Genomic DNA, 14630 nt, shown 5'->3' on the forward strand with positions numbered 1-14630 from the left:
TTGCTCGGCTCGCGCTTCAACTTGCAGTATTTCGACAAGCCACGATCGCCCGATACGAACCAGCCCCTACAGCGTGGCCGTCACGCCGCCATCCACGTAAAGGATATGACCGTTCACAAAGTTCGAAGCGTCGCTCGCCAGAAACACAGCAGCGCCGACGAGATCTTCCACATCGCCCCAGCGGCGCGACGGCGTGCGTCCGATCAGCCAGTTGCTGAACGTTTCATCCTTGACGAGTGCTTCGGTCAGCTCCGTCTTGAAGTACCCCGGCCCAAGTCCATTGACCTGGATGCCATGTTGCCCCCAGTCGATTGCCATGCCTTTCGTCAGCATCTTCACTGCGCCTTTGCTCGCCGTGTAGGCCGCGATGTTCGGGCGGCCCAGTTCGCTTTGCACCGAACAGATGTTGACGATCTTGCCGCGCTTGCGAGCAATCATGTGCCGCGCGACCGCCTGGCCGACCAGGAACACGCTGTCGACGTTGGTCTTCATCAGTTCTTCCCATTGAGCATGGGAAAACTGTTCGAGCGGCGCACGGCGCTGCATCCCGGCGTTATTGACGAGAATGTCGATCGAACCGATTTCGCGTTCGATATCGGCGATCGCCGCATCGACCTCAGCGGCCGACGTCACGTCGAAACTCGCGGCATGAACGGTCGCGCCTTCATCGCGCAAACGGCTGACAGCCTCTGCCAGTCTCGTCGCGTTGCGACCATTCAGAATCACTTCAGCGCCAGCACCTGCCAATCCTTTGGCCAGCGCATAACCGATACCCGTGCTCGACCCGGTAACCAGAGCACGACGCCCCGACAGATCAAACATCTTCAGATTGTTGTTCAACTCAACTCCTCTTCGACTCTAATTCGTCCGACTTCCATCCAGCACCGTCCGGCGTACCCAGCCATTGCATGACCTCTCTCAGACCGCACGCGCTGTGCAGCGAAGCGGGAAGGTGGAGCACACCATCTTCACCTACAGGTGACTCGAGCGTTGCGAATTGATTCGCCACCAATGTCGCTGGAAACTCATGATCCAGCCGCCTGGAAACCCGTGCAACCGCTGCGGCCAAGGTGATGTCGAGAAACACGAATCTCAGCCCGGCGACACGCGCGCGCATGCGCTCCCGATAGCGACGTTTCAATGCGGAACAGGACAGCACGGCCGTCCTGTGCATATCATCCACCTGCTCGGCGAGGCGGTCCAGCCACGGCTCGCGGTCACTATCGCACAACGCGATTCCGCGGCACATCTTGTCACGGCTTTCCGCCGAGTGATGCTCGTCTCCTTCGATGAAAACGCCCTCCAGCGCCACGGCCAACTCGCGTGCAAGTGTCGACTTGCCCGAGCCCGACACGCCCATCACCACTATTTTATGTGTCACGTTGCAAAATCCAGCTACGTCGTCACGGCACGCGATCCAATGAATCGCGCCGGCCATTCAACCGGCAGCGGAACGCGGATGAAAGCGCGCCGCTGCATCACACGCTTTCCGCCTCAGGACACCGGCGTGAACTTGAGCTTGTCGATCGGCGTGACCTTGTCGGTTCGCGTCAGGCCATACGGCGTCTTCGGTCCGAGCCACTTGTCGAAGATACCGCTCATCTCACCGCTCTGCTCCATCGAAGCCAAGGCCTTGTTGACCGCGCTCAGCATGGCCGGCTCGTTCTGGCGCAAGCCCACCGCGATCGGCTCGATCAGCATCGGCTCCGACGCAATCGCCACCGCGCCGTCCGTGCCGTCCACCTGCTTCGCGATCTTCGTGGCAGTCATCTGATTTGTCACGAAGCCTTTGACCTTGTTCTGCTCAAGTGCGAGAAACGCCGAGCTGGTATCGTGAAACGTCACCGCCTGGCCATCCTTGATCGAAATTGGAATCGACTGAGCGGAAGTGGAGCCGTCGGCAGCGCTGATTTTCTGGCCCGCGAAATCGGTCAGTTTCTTGCTCGCATCGGCCTTCTTCACGACAAGGACTTCCTTGGTCGAGTAGTACGAGTCGCTAAAGGCAATTTGCGTAGCGCGGGTTTTCGTGTAGGCCAGGTTGGCGACCACAATGTCGACACGCCCCAGCTTCAATTGCGGAATCCGCGCCTCGACAGCCAACGGTTCAAGCTTCGCCTTCACGCCCAACTGTTTCGCCACCGCGTTGCACAGGTCCACGTCCATGCCTTCGAGCTGGCGCGTCTGCGCGTTGGGATACGAGAACGGCTCGACGTTCGAATACACACCGCAGCTCAACTCGCCGCGGCCCTTGATATCGGCCAATTGATCAGCATGTGCCGGGGCAATCGATGCAACCGCGCCGCCAACGACCAACATCCCCGCGAAAATCTTCTTTACCTGCATCGTGATGCTCCTGAAGTTTGTGTGTAAAGCAATCGACTGCTGATCAACGGTGGTCAAACCGAATCTGAATCTGAATCTGTATCTGTGCCGCGAAAGCCATACCGCCTTGCTTGCCTCAATGCGAGCGAAGATCGGACAGGAATCGCTGCGCCCGCTCGTGTTTCGGCCGCAGAAAGAACTCCTCCGGCTCCGCCGTTTCGAGAATCTTTCCTGCGTCCATAAACCAGACGCGATCGGCAACCTCGCGTGCAAACCCCATCTCATGCGTGACGCACATCATCGTCATGCCTTCCTGCGCGAGGCTCTTCATCACGTTTAGCACTTCGCCGACCATCTCCGGATCAAGCGCGCTGGTGGGCTCGTCGAACAACATTGCCGGCGGATCCATCGCCAGCGCTCTCGCAATCGCCACACGCTGCTGCTGACCACCGGACAATTGCGGCGGAAACGCACTGGCCTTGTTCGACAGACCGACGCGCGCGAGCAAATCCGCCGCTTTACGTTCCGCTTCCGCGCGCTTGAGGCCGTGCACACGCATCGGCGAGAGCGTGATGTTGTCCAGCACCGACAGATGCGGAAACAGGTTGAATTGCTGAAACACGAAGCCGACACGGCTGCGGTAAGCATTCAGACCCAGCTTCTTGTCGTGAATGTTTTGACCGTCGAAGAAGATCTGCCCACGGTTGATCTCCTCGAGCCGGTTGACGGTGCGAATCAGAGTCGACTTACCCGATCCGGATGGTCCGCAGACCACCACGACTTCGCCTTTGCGAACTTCGACGTTCACGTCCACGAGAGCGTGATATTCGCCGTACCATTTGTTGACGCTGGAAAACTTGATCATGCGAAATACCTCGAAGTGATTGAGCGCCTAGTTCTCGGTGGGCAGCGGATCGGTCAGCGCAACGTTAGCCGCCTTCTGGGTCCTCGATGCGGCACCGGCCCGCTTGCGCGTCACGCGCCGCTCCAGATACTGCGCAAGCTGTGTGAGCGCATAACACAGCGCGAAATAACTCAAGGCGAGAATCAGATACACGGGAAAGGGTTTCGTCAGCAGCCGGTTGTTGATCTGATCCGCCGCGAAGGAGATCTCCTGGACGTTGATGATGTAGCCCAGCGAGGTTTCCTTGATTGTCGATACGAACTGCGTGACCATGCTCGGCACCACGTTGTAAAGCGCCTGCGGCAGGATGACCGCGCGCATGGTCTTCATGTAGCTCATGCCGAGCGCTCTCGAGGCTTCGGTCTGCCCTTTCGGCAACCCCTCGATGCCCGCACGGATGATTTCCCCGAGATAGGCCGAGTCATAGATGACGAGCGCGCACAGCATCGTGACAAACCCGGTGACCGGATAGCCGGTCAGAACAGGCACGAGAAAGTACACCCAGAAAATCACCATCAGGAGCGGGATGCCCCGCACCATGTAGACGAGACCTGTAGCCGGTGCCCGCAGAAACCGAAAAGGGCTGATGCGTGCCAGGGCGACCAGGATACCCAAGGGAAAGGCGATGACGAGTGCTGAGAGCGACAGCAAGATCGTCAGCACGATGCCGCCTAGCGGGCCATGCGGATACTGCCCGATGAGCAGCAGTGTCCAGTTGTCGCGCAGGATATCGAACATGTCACTTCACTCCCGGAATGCGGTAGTGCATCGCGATTTTGGCGCCGCACAGCATGATGACGAGGGAGAGGCCGAGATACACCGCCGTGGCGATGAAATACGACTCGAAAGACAGGAAGGTTTCGTTCTCGATCTGCCGGGTGGCATAGGTGAGTTCCGCCGCGCCGATCGCCATCGCGAGACTCGTGTTCTTGAACAGCAGGACTGCGTGATTGACCATCGGCGGAATTGCATTGCGCAGCGCTTGCGGAAGCACGACGAAACGCATGCCGTTCAGGAAGTTCAGGCCCAGCGCACGCGAAGCTTCGTACTGACCGTAGGGAATTGCACGCAATCCGCTGCGGATGTCTTCGGAGAGGTAGGCTGCACTGCACAGGCCGATCGCCACGACCGCAAAAATGAACTGGCCGTTGTAGTGGTTCAGCAGAGTCTGCAACGATTCCGGCAGGATGTTCGAAATTCCGAAGTACCAGAACAGGATCTGGACCAGCATCGGCACATTGCGATGGTAGGCCACGAATGACGCGACAAACGCCGTCGCGAGGCGATTGTTGGTCAGGCGGATCAGCGTGAGAAGAATGCCCACGACCAGTGAGAGTATCCACGCCAGCGCGGCCATCGCGAGGGTAAGCTCGATCCCATGGAGAAACAGCGCCCCATAGTCGCCTCGCAGCACTGTCACCAGGTCAAAATGAAGTTTCATGTAGCACGTCCCAATGATTCGGATCGAAGCGATGATCCCGGTCTGACTCGACCGGCGGCAGCATCGTCATCCCCCGGAAGCCGTCATTGACTTCCGTGTTGAATTGATACTAGCTCGCGAAAAAAGGCCGTTGCAGAGGCCTTTCTTCTGGTGCAATAAGTTTCGGGAATGATGAATCGGAGCGGCTTCCGGCAGTGGGACAGGCGCGGTTGTGCATGGTGTTTGTCTCCAGTATGTGGCGCCTCTGCGGGCGCCTCATCGTCAGTGGCGCGCTCCTCAATCGGGGCACTCAAGCTTGAGAAACAACGGCGGCATTGCGCCGGCGCAGCATGCTGCGCCGGTCATCGTTCAGGCTGTGGCTGTCGGGCGCGTCAGCACCTGCGGGTTCACCGGTGTCGGCGGCTTGCCGGCCGCTGCGCCGTACCCTAGAGCGGCGATCAAATTGTCTGCGCAAAGCGAGGCCATCGCACGCCGCGTGCTGACAGACGCGCTGCCAATATGCGGCGTAAGCACCACATTCTTTTGCGCGAGAAGCGCCGGGCAGATAACCGGTTCACCTTCGAATACATCCAGACCCGCCGCCGCGATGCTGCCTTCGTTGAGCGCTACCGCCAAAGCTGCGTCGTCCACTACACCGCCGCGTGCGATGTTGGTCAGCGTGGCCGACGATTTCATCTGCTTGAGCTCCGCGGCGCCAATCGCGTGATGCGAGCTCGCCGAGTAAGGCACCACGATGATCAGGTGATCCGACTCGCGCAACAGCGTTTCCTTGTCGACATAGCGTGCCTTGCAGCTCTCCTCGACATCCGGCGCCAGTTGCGAGCGATTGTGATAGATCACGCGCATGCCGAAGCCGAATGCGCCACGTCGCGCAATGGCCTGGCCGATACGTCCCATGCCGAGAATGCCGAGCGTCGAACCATGCACGTCGTTGCCGACGAACATGTCGTAGCGTCCGGTTTTGGTCCATTCGCCGGCACGCAGGAAATGCTCCGACTCGGTGATGCGGCGCGCCGTTGCCATCATCAGCGCGAAGCCGAAATCGGCGGTGGTATCCGTCAGGACGTCCGGCGTATTCGTCACCAGCACGCCACGCGCGGTACAGGCTTCCACGTCAACGTTGTTGTAGCCCACGCCGATATTGCATACCGCCTTCAAGTGCGGGCAAGCGTCGAGCAAGGTCGCGTCGATGCGATCGCTGCCGGCCGTCATGGCCCCCACCTTGCCTTGCAGCCTGGTAATCAGCTCTGGTTGCGTCCAGATCGTATCGTCCGGATTGTCGGTCACGTCGAAGTTCGCGCGCAGGCGGTCGACGATGTCCGGAAATGACGCACGGGTAACCAGTACCGATGCACGCATGGAAAACCTCCTTGTTGGACTCTGGATTGCACTTACTCGTTGTGGTCGGCGGGATCGCGCTTGATCGTCGTCAGCCCGCCCGGCACCTGCAGCGTGGGCAGGATTTCCATATTGCTAATGTTGACCGCGAGCGGCGCGGCGATCGCAAAGGCGATGGCATCGGCAATATCGGACGGCAGCGGCAACTCGAAGCCATCAATGAACTGCTTGCGCGCCGCCTCGATGTCGCCATGCACGTGGCCAAAAATATCGGTGGCGACACGGCCCGGACAGATCTCCGTCACGCGTACGCGTCTGCCGGTCGCGTCCACTCGCAACTGGCGCGACAACGCATGGATGCCGGCCTTCGTTGCGGCGTAAATGGAGTTGCCGTTGAAGTTGTAGATCCCTGCGATCGAACTGATATTGACGATATGACCGCGATCGCGGGCAACCATGCCCGGCATGGTAAGCCGCACGATATGCAGAACAGCTTGCAGGTTGACTTCCACCTGAAGGTCGATGTCTGCGGCAGCGGCATCCAGAATCGAGCCTTTGGTCGATACGCCGGCGTTATTCACGACGATATCGAACTGCACGTCCTGCGTCAGCTTGGTGACGGCCGGCAGATCGCACACGTCGATCGCGTGCGGGATGCAACCGGTTCGCTCCGCCAGCTCATTCAGACGTTCCGCGTTGCGGGCGAGCGCATGCACTTCGAGTCCTTCACGGCAGAAGCGCTCGACGATCGCAGCGCCCATTCCGGTCGAAGCGCCCGTCACCAGCGCGGTCTTATAGTCTGAAAACGGCATGAATGACCTCTATCTGTAGTTCTGAACTGTCGCCCTTTGAGGCGTGCGATAAGCCTGTTACCAATGTATACGCCGTGAAAACGTGGGGCAAAGACGGATTGGCTTTGTGGCGATAAGACTGGCTTATGGTTGATCAATGCAGGTTGATCGATGCAGGTCGGCCGGCGCGCGCCTAGCGTACGAGCTTCGACACCGGCACGACCCGGCCACCCGCCGATTCGATCACGCCGCGCACCGTGCGCGCGAGTTCGACGGCACCAGGCGTATCGCCGTGCAGCAGGATCGATTGGACCGCGATCTTGAGCTTGTTGCCCGTGATCGTCGTGATCGTGCCGTCTTCGAGCAACTCCTTGACGCGTGCGAGGACAGCCGCGCGGTCCTTGATGACCGCGCCTTCCAGCTTGCGCGACACGAGCGCGCCCTGATCGTCGTAGGCACGGTCGGCGAGAAACGTGTTGGCCGTGCGCATCCCGATGTGATCGGCGGCCCGTTCGATTTCGGTGTTCGTCGAAACGCTGATGATCAGATCGCGATCAAACTCGGCGAGCGCCCGCACCAGCGGCTCGGCCAGTTCATACGATGCCGCAGCCATGTTGCCCAGCGCGCCGTGAAAGCTCATGTGCGTGACGCGATGCCCGGCCCGCTTCGCGATGCCCGCAAGCGCGCCCATCTGATACACCACGTAATTCGCCAGTTCAAGCGGGTCCGCCTGAATCTGCCGCCGGCCGAAGCCCATCATGTCGGGAAAGCCGACATGCGCGCCGACGTCGATCTGGCGCGCGAGAGCCATCCGCACCGTCTTGTCCATGATGACGGGGTCGCCCGCGTGATAGCCGCATGCGACGTTGGCGGACGAGACGATGTCGAGCATCGCTTCGTCTTCGCCCATTCGATAGGGTCCAAAGCCTTCGCCAAGGTCCGCGTTCAGGTCGATTTCCACTATCCACTCTCCATTCTTTAAGCGGTCTGTGCCGGACTATCCGCAGCGGACCACACCGGCTCAGTGTCTATCTATCGATATGCGTCTACGCCGACGGCGAGAGTTCGAGCAAGGGCGTTCCGTAACCGACCGTTGTGCCATGCGAGACGCACAAGCGCATGACCATGCCATCCGCCGACGCGACCACAGGCACGCACAATTGCGCGATCTGCAGCAAGCCGACAATGTCGCCCGCTTTCACGTGGTCGCCCGCGCTAACCAACGGCGCGGAGCGCGCCGGATGCGTCGACAAAAAGATGCCGGCCGACTTCGCGGTGATGCTGACGGCCTGCGTCTGCGCGATTTCCGCTGCGCGCGCGAGTCCCCGAGGAACCACAGCCGAAACTGCCTGCGCCGACGCATCCGCATCGGCCGAGCAAGCCACCTGCTCCATCGTCAACCGAACCGTCGCCCCGGGTTTGCTGATTTCGATGAACTCGATATCGACTTCTGCCAGCCACGACGTGATCTGCCGAAGCTCGCCGATATCCACTTCGATTTTTTGTGTCATGTGTCAGTGTCGGGAAGGGCAAAACAGTGCAACGAGATTGCGCACCCTGACGAGATAACTGTCCAGTTCTTCCAGCGCCGTAACGGCTTCCGCGTACGTCGTCTGAACAAAGCGAATCTTCGTACCAATGCGCGCCTGCGCGAGCCGCCACAAATCGGCTTCGATCACGGTGCCGATCTTCGGATAGCCACCCGACGGTTGCGCATCCCGCAACTGAATGATCGGCTGGCCGCTATGCGGCACCTGGATCACGCCCGGCACGATGCCGTGCGAACGCTTTTCGATCGAATGCGTCGCGACCAGGGTCGGACCAGCGAGGCGATATCCGTAGCGATCGCTCTGCGGCGTCACTTTCCACCCGTCGCGCCAGAACGCTTCGAGCGATTCCGGCTCGTAGCAGTCGTATTCCGCGGCGGGCAGCACGCGCACCACGGTTTCGCCTGCCTCGGCTGCGGGCAGGGACAGCGGCGCCGGCAACGAGTACTCCGGCGGCACCGTGCCGAATCCTGCGGCGAGCACAGCATCTTGCGGCACGACGCGCTCGGCGAGACCCACTGCCTTCACCACATCACCCTTCTGCAACTGACGACCGTTGTAGCCGCCGAACTGGCCGCGCAATTGCGTACTGCGGGAACCAAGCACCACCGGTACGTCCACGCCACCCGCGAGCGACAGGTAGCAGCGCGTGCCGCTGGTCGGCACGCCGATCGTCAGCACGTCGCCCTGTTTCGCATGCACGGTCCACCACGGCAGCACCGGCCGGTCGCCTAAGCGCGCCGAACAATCGGCACCGGTGATGGCGAACGAAAGATCTTCAAGGAAGCGGATGCGGAACGGAAACATCGGAATTTCGATGCCGGCCGCGTCGTCCGGATTGCCGAGCAACAGATTGCCGACCGCGAGCGCCAACCGGTCCATCGCGCCGGCCGTTCCCACGCCGTAACGCAGATAGCCTTCACGCCCCTGGTCCTGCACCGTCGCGAGCGCGGACGAAGACAAGATCTCGATCATGGAACAATCCTTTCGACGCGAAAGCGGATCATGTCGCCGGGTGCGAGTGTGGCCGGGTTATCGCGCGTGGGGTCGAAGAACGACATCGATGTATGACCGATCGTGTTCCAGCCGCTCGGTCCCGTCGATGCGGAGACTCCGGTCTGCACTCCGCCGATCGACACCGCACCGCCAGGCAAACCCAGCACCGGCACCTTGCGCCGTGGCGTGGCGATACGCGGGTCCATGCCGCCCAGATAGCAGTACCCGGGATGGCTGCCGAGCGCATAGACCGTGTAGAGCGGCGCGCAGTGCAATTGCACGACCTCGTCGATAGACAAGCCGGTGTGATTCACCACGTCCTGCAGATGCGGCCCGAACTCGCCGCCGTATTCCACCGGCAAGTCCACCACCCTCCCTTCGATCTGCAACTCGCCCGCCGCGGCCCACGCGTCGCGCAACGCGGCGCCGAGCGAGTCCGGATCGGCGGGCGGCGTGGAAAACGTCAGCATCAGATTGGTCACGCCGGGTACCGCTTCACGCACGCCAGGCCATGATTCGACCTCGCGGGCGAGTGTCCAGATGCGGCGCTGCGCATGCAGATCGAGCGCGCCGGGCGCTTCGAACAGCATGGCCGTCGTACCCAGCATGCTGATGCAAAGCGCCTGCTCCGATTCATCCTGTTTCATTGCAAGGACAGTCCTCTGTGAATCCGGACGCAGCCGTTCGACTACGTCCCCGTGCGCAATCGACGCATGCTCAACAGTCAGCGTCATGTCTGTTTCCTCTTTGCGAGCCAACGCTCCAGATGATGAATATCGACGCCGCCCTCACCGAACCCTTCGTCCTCGAGCATGGCCTGATGCAATGGCACGTTGGTGCGAATGCCTTCGATGCGCATCTCCGAGAGCGCGATGCGCATGCGCGCCAGCGCCTCTTCACGGGTTGCGCCGTGGGTGATCACCTTGGCGATCAGCGAGTCGTAATACGGCGGCACGACTGCGCCGCCACTCATATGCGAGTCCACACGCACGCCGTTGCCGCCCGGCAGTTCCCAAACGGAAATCTTCCCCGGACACGGGGCGAAGGTGAACGGGTCCTCGGCGTTGATCCGGCATTCCAGCGAATGGCCAAGCGTGCGAATGTCCGACTGACGAATCGTCAACGCGTGTCCCTGGGCGATCCTTATCTGTTCCCGCACGATGTCGATGCCCGACGTCATTTCCGTCACGGGATGTTCGACCTGCAGCCGCGTATTCATTTCGATGAAGTAGAACTGGCCGTTCTCGAACAGGAATTCGAAGGTGCCCGCGCCGCGGTAATTCGTCTGCCGGCAGGCCTCGACGCAACGCTCGCCCACTTGCCGGATCAATTCCGGGTCGATGCCGGGTGCGGGCGCCTCTTCCAGTACCTTCTGATGACGCCGTTGCAGCGAACAGTCGCGCGAACCGAGCCACAGGGCATTGCCGTGCGTATCGCACAGGACCTGAATTTCGACGTGACGCGGATGCTCGAGAAACTTCTCGACATAGAGCTCGGGCTTGCCGAAGGCGCGGCGTGCTTCTTCGCGCGTCACCGACACCGCCTCAAGCAATTGCTCGGGGCCCGGCACGACGCGCATGCCTCGCCCGCCGCCGCCACCCGCCGCCTTGACGATCACCGGATAGCCGATCTCCTGCGCGACCCGCAGGATCTCCGTGGGGTCGTCCGGCAGACCGCCGTCCGGGCCAGGAACACAGGGCACGCCGGCCGCGCGCATGGCCCGTTTGGCGGCGACCTTGTCGCCCATCGTTCGAATGGAGTCGGGCTCGGGGCCGATGAAGGCCATGCCGGCAGCCTCGACCTGCGCCGCAAAATCCGCGTTTTCCGACAGGAAGCCGTAGCCGGGATGAATCGCCTGTGCGCCGCTCACGTGCGCCGCGAACAGGATCGCGGCCCGGTTCAGATAACTCTGCCCCGGTGCGGCAGGACCGATGCACAGCGCTTCATCGGCGAGCCGGACATACCGCGCATCGGCGTCTGCCTCGGAATGGACGGCGACGGTTTTCAGACCGAGTTCACGGCAGGCGCGCTGGATTCGAAGCGCGATCTCGCCGCGGTTGGCAATCAGTACTTTGTTGAACATGGTCGATCAGCCGATCCGGAACAGCGGCTGCCCGGATTCCACTTCGCTGCCCGGAGCTACAAGAATCTCCAGAACGGCGCCGCTGAGTTCGGACTCGATCGCGTTGAACATCTTCATTGCCTCGATCGTGCAGAGCACCTGTCCTTCCTTGATCGTGTCGCCGGGATTCACGAAGGGTGCCTCGCCGGGCGCCGGCGTCAGATGAACGACACCGAACATGGGCGCACGAACGAGTTGCGGCTCACTGGTGGTTGCGGGGGCTGCCTGAGGGGTGTCGACGGATTGCGCAGGCGCCGCGAGCGGTGATTGAGCCCCTTGGCTCCCTTGGGTGCCCGGGGTGGACGTCACGGCTACACGTTCATCGCCCGAAGGCGCCTCAGCCCGCTTGCCGCGCCGTTTCGCCTTCACTAGCTTGACCCGTTCCTCGCCCTCGATGACTTCGAGCTTGGCCAGCGGAGAGTCCGCCAACAGGTCGATAAGCGCCTTAATCTTCTGGAGATCCATCTTTGAGTCCGTAGCCGGTTGGACGCGCGCCGGTCGATTGGCGTGCGCGAAGCACCGCTGGGGCTGTATGGCAACCCGATTCAATCTCTGGTTGCCCCGCCCGCGTGACGGCTAGCCTCGTCGCGCCGGCTCACTGCGAACCGGGGCGATCGACGATGGACTCAATGTATCCGGCGCATAAAAAATGCGCCAAGACGGTTTGGCTTTGTAGCGATAAGGCGCGCTTATGTATCGGCGCTATCGGCGCCGGACTCGAAGCGCACGTCGAGCGCAAGGTCGCCGGCCAGTTCCAGCAGGATGTCCTTGACGGCCGCGGCGGGCTCGGAAAGCGGCAAATGGTCGGACAGACAGACCGAAAGCGGAATCTTGATGACGGGTGAAACGATCCGGCATTGCACGACGTCGCCCGCCGCGGCTACGACCCGTGCGGTGGAATCGGGCAGGATGGTCGCACCGATCCCCGCGCTCACCGCGGCCGACAACGTCGACGCGGATTCGATTTCAGCCACGACCTTGGGGATCATCTGCACGCGCGCGAAACCCTCGTCGACGTACTTGCGCAGATAGTTGTACGGACGCGGCAGCAGCAAAGGCACGTCGCGCAACTCCGTCACGGCGATCTGCTCCTGCGTGATCCCCATGCTGCGCGGCGCCACGAGGAACAGTTCCTCGTTCATCAGAAGCTGGAACGACAGGCCGTGGACGGGCTTGTCGCCATACAGCACGGCCATGTCCATACGCCCGTTCATGATCAGTTCGCTGAGCGTCGTGCCGAAATTCTCGTTGATATAGAGCAGGATGTCCGGATGGCGGGCGCGCACGGTCCGCAGCAGCGGCAGCGACAGCGCCGACGCGCCGGTGCCGGGCGCGAGCCCGACCGAAACCTGGCCTGACAGCGTCTGGCCGGCGCTCTTCACGTCGGCCTGAGCCTGCTCGTACTGGCGCAGTATCAACTGGGCGTGGCGATACAGCGTGGCGCCCGCCTCAGTGGCCGTGACGCCCCGCTTGGTGCGCACGAGCAGTTGTTGCTGGAACTCGTCTTCGAGTGTGATCAACTGCTGGCTCAGCGCCGGCTGGGCGATATGAAGCACTTCGGCGGCCTGCGTCAGGCTGCCGATATCGACGATCTTCACGAAGTACTTCAAACGCCGCAGGTTCACGGTAGTCGCGTCTCAACGTTAAGTGATGGCAACAATGATAGGGCAAGCGCCGCCCCGCGCACAGTGCTTAAAAAACCTCGCTCCCGCTCCTGCAACGCTAAAAGCGTGGCCTGTCAGCGTATTCCCGCATGAACCCCGATCGGTAAATGCCGGACGTGTACGCGTACCGTCCTGTCATAAGTGGATGTTATTGCGCCAGCGGAAAGACGTCTTGGCTTGAACTTTTTCGCGCGCTTAAGGTGAAGCCTCATCAAATGCCGTTGAGGAGTCAAGTGTGAGTGCATCGCGAATTGCCGCCCGCGTCCAACGAATCAAACCTTCGCCGAGCAGCGCCGCGGCGGACCGGGCCGCGGAACTGCGGCGGCAGGGGAAAACCATCGTCAACCTCGTGGTCGGCGAACCCGATTTCGACACGCCCGCGCACATTCGCCAGGCCGCTTTCGATGCGATGGAGCGCGGCGAAACGCGCTATACGCAAACCGCGGGCACGCCGGCGCTGCGCGCCGCCATCGCGGCGAAACTGCAACGTGAGAACGGTCTTTCGTACGATCCCAAACACATCATCGTGACGTGCGGCGCCAAACACGCAATTTTCAACGCGCTCGCCATCACCGTTGAAGCAGGCGATGAAGTTCTGATTCCCGCCCCTTACTGGGTGTCCTATCCGGACATGGTGCTCGCCTGCGACGGCGTGCCGGTCGTCGTGCCCTGCACCGAAGCAGACAGCTTCAAGCTCACCCCCGCCACCCTCGAAGCGGCGATCACGCCCAAGACGCGCTGGCTGGTCATCAATTCGCCGACCAATCCCACGGGCGCAACGTATAGCGCCGGCGAACTGCGCGCATTGGCGGATGTGCTGTTGCGTCACCCGCAGGTGCTGGTGATGATGGACGACATCTACGAACACATCCGGTTCGAAGGCGAAGCATCACAGCACCTCTTGTCGATTGAACCCGAACTCAGCTCGCGCACCCTGGTCGTCAACGGTGTGTCCAAGACCTACGCGATGACCGGCTGGCGCATCGGCTACGCCGCCGGTCCCGCCGACCTGATCGCGGCCATGGACACGCTCCAGTCCCAATCCACCAGTAACGCCAGTTCGATCAGCCAGGCCGCGGCGCTCGCGGCGCTGACCGGCGACCAGACATTCGTGCAGCAATCGGTGCGGACCTACAAGGAACGCCGCGACCACGCACTCGAAGCCCTTAACGCGATTCCCGGCATCAGTTGCAAAACGCCGGGCGGCGCCTTCTATCTGTATGTCAATTGCGGCGGCATGATCGGCCGCACCACGCCGCAGGGCAAACGCATCGAAGGCGACGTGGATGTCGTTCTGTATCTGCTCGAGCATGCCGGCGTCGCGCTAGTTGCCGGATCGGCCTATGGCGTTTCACCCTTCTTCCGGATGTCGATCGCGACAAGCATCGACATCATCGATGAAGGCTGCAGGAAGATTGCCGCCGCGGTCGCCGCACTGAACTGAGAGTACGGCGACGACGTGAATACGTCGCGTCGTCGCTTTGAAAAAAAGACATGCCGCGCCG

The 14630-nt window shown here is 61.5% G+C and carries 16 protein-coding genes; 1 reads left to right on the forward strand and 15 read right to left on the reverse strand.

The window, feature by feature from the left end:
* Nucleotides 1–66: 66 nt before the first annotated feature.
* The 15 genes from P3T25_RS19860 to nac form a co-directional block, all read right to left on the reverse strand.
* Nucleotides 67–822, reverse strand: coding sequence for a glucose 1-dehydrogenase (locus tag P3T25_RS19860; protein ID WP_171928679.1), 756 nt, complete (start codon nucleotides 820–822; stop codon nucleotides 67–69).
* 19 nt (nucleotides 823–841) lie between these two features.
* The gene (locus P3T25_RS19865; protein WP_429358749.1) at nucleotides 842–1438 is read right to left on the reverse strand and encodes a gluconokinase; all 597 of its coding nucleotides are present in this window, start codon (nucleotides 1436–1438) and stop codon (nucleotides 842–844) included.
* A gap of 56 nt (nucleotides 1439–1494) precedes the next feature.
* Nucleotides 1495–2343 carry a transporter substrate-binding domain-containing protein gene (locus P3T25_RS19870; RefSeq protein WP_154559402.1) on the reverse strand — a complete coding sequence of 283 codons (849 nt, stop codon included), beginning with the start codon at nucleotides 2341–2343 and terminating at the stop codon, nucleotides 1495–1497.
* A 115-nt stretch (nucleotides 2344–2458) separates the two neighbouring features.
* A complete protein-coding gene (locus P3T25_RS19875; RefSeq protein WP_429358750.1) occupies nucleotides 2459–3187 on the reverse strand; it encodes an amino acid ABC transporter ATP-binding protein in 729 nt (242 codons plus the stop codon).
* Nucleotides 3188–3214: 27 nt separating this feature from the next.
* Entirely contained in the window at nucleotides 3215–3964 is a 750-nt protein-coding gene (locus tag P3T25_RS19880) for an amino acid ABC transporter permease (RefSeq protein WP_171928653.1), read from the reverse strand.
* A gap of 1 nt (nucleotide 3965) precedes the next feature.
* Entirely contained in the window at nucleotides 3966–4667 is a 702-nt protein-coding gene (locus P3T25_RS19885; RefSeq protein WP_429358751.1) for an amino acid ABC transporter permease, read from the reverse strand.
* A gap of 348 nt (nucleotides 4668–5015) precedes the next feature.
* Nucleotides 5016–6026: a 2-hydroxyacid dehydrogenase gene (locus tag P3T25_RS19890; RefSeq protein WP_429358752.1), complete on the reverse strand. Its 1011-nt coding sequence runs from the start codon at nucleotides 6024–6026 to the stop codon at nucleotides 5016–5018.
* A gap of 32 nt (nucleotides 6027–6058) precedes the next feature.
* Entirely contained in the window at nucleotides 6059–6817 is a 759-nt protein-coding gene (locus tag P3T25_RS19895) for an SDR family oxidoreductase (RefSeq protein ID WP_429358753.1), read from the reverse strand.
* Between the two features lie 172 nt (nucleotides 6818–6989).
* The gene (locus P3T25_RS19900; protein ID WP_168435624.1) at nucleotides 6990–7757 is read right to left on the reverse strand and encodes a LamB/YcsF family protein; all 768 of its coding nucleotides are present in this window, start codon (nucleotides 7755–7757) and stop codon (nucleotides 6990–6992) included.
* A gap of 85 nt (nucleotides 7758–7842) precedes the next feature.
* Nucleotides 7843–8307: an acetyl-CoA carboxylase biotin carboxyl carrier protein gene (locus P3T25_RS19905; RefSeq protein WP_429358754.1), complete on the reverse strand. Its 465-nt coding sequence runs from the start codon at nucleotides 8305–8307 to the stop codon at nucleotides 7843–7845.
* A gap of 3 nt (nucleotides 8308–8310) precedes the next feature.
* Complete coding sequence (locus P3T25_RS19910) at nucleotides 8311–9318, reverse strand: biotin-dependent carboxyltransferase family protein (protein WP_154559409.1); 1008 nt, start codon at nucleotides 9316–9318, stop codon at nucleotides 8311–8313.
* A complete protein-coding gene (gene pxpB / locus P3T25_RS19915) occupies nucleotides 9315–9986 on the reverse strand; it encodes a 5-oxoprolinase subunit PxpB (RefSeq protein ID WP_233464789.1) in 672 nt (223 codons plus the stop codon). The genes P3T25_RS19910 and pxpB overlap by 4 nt, the downstream gene beginning before the upstream one ends.
* An 83-nt stretch (nucleotides 9987–10069) precedes the next feature.
* Nucleotides 10070–11422 carry an acetyl-CoA carboxylase biotin carboxylase subunit gene (gene accC, locus P3T25_RS19920; protein ID WP_154559411.1) on the reverse strand — a complete coding sequence of 451 codons (1353 nt, stop codon included), beginning with the start codon at nucleotides 11420–11422 and terminating at the stop codon, nucleotides 10070–10072.
* A gap of 6 nt (nucleotides 11423–11428) precedes the next feature.
* Nucleotides 11429–11926: an acetyl-CoA carboxylase biotin carboxyl carrier protein gene (gene accB, locus P3T25_RS19925; RefSeq protein WP_154559412.1), complete on the reverse strand. Its 498-nt coding sequence runs from the start codon at nucleotides 11924–11926 to the stop codon at nucleotides 11429–11431.
* Nucleotides 11927–12150: 224 nt separating this feature from the next.
* Complete coding sequence (gene nac, locus P3T25_RS19930; RefSeq protein ID WP_073430279.1) at nucleotides 12151–13086, reverse strand: nitrogen assimilation transcriptional regulator NAC; 936 nt, start codon at nucleotides 13084–13086, stop codon at nucleotides 12151–12153.
* A 274-nt stretch (nucleotides 13087–13360) separates the two neighbouring features.
* Here nac and P3T25_RS19935 point away from each other — a divergent pair, with 274 nt between their 5' ends.
* Nucleotides 13361–14569, forward strand: a complete 1209-nt coding sequence (locus P3T25_RS19935) for an aspartate transaminase (RefSeq protein ID WP_429358755.1) — start codon at nucleotides 13361–13363, stop codon at nucleotides 14567–14569.
* The last annotated feature ends 61 nt before the right edge of the window (nucleotides 14570–14630 follow it).

The organism is Paraburkholderia sp. GAS32 (genome assembly GCF_050434225.1).
Lineage (GTDB): Bacteria > Pseudomonadota > Gammaproteobacteria > Burkholderiales > Burkholderiaceae > Paraburkholderia > Paraburkholderia madseniana.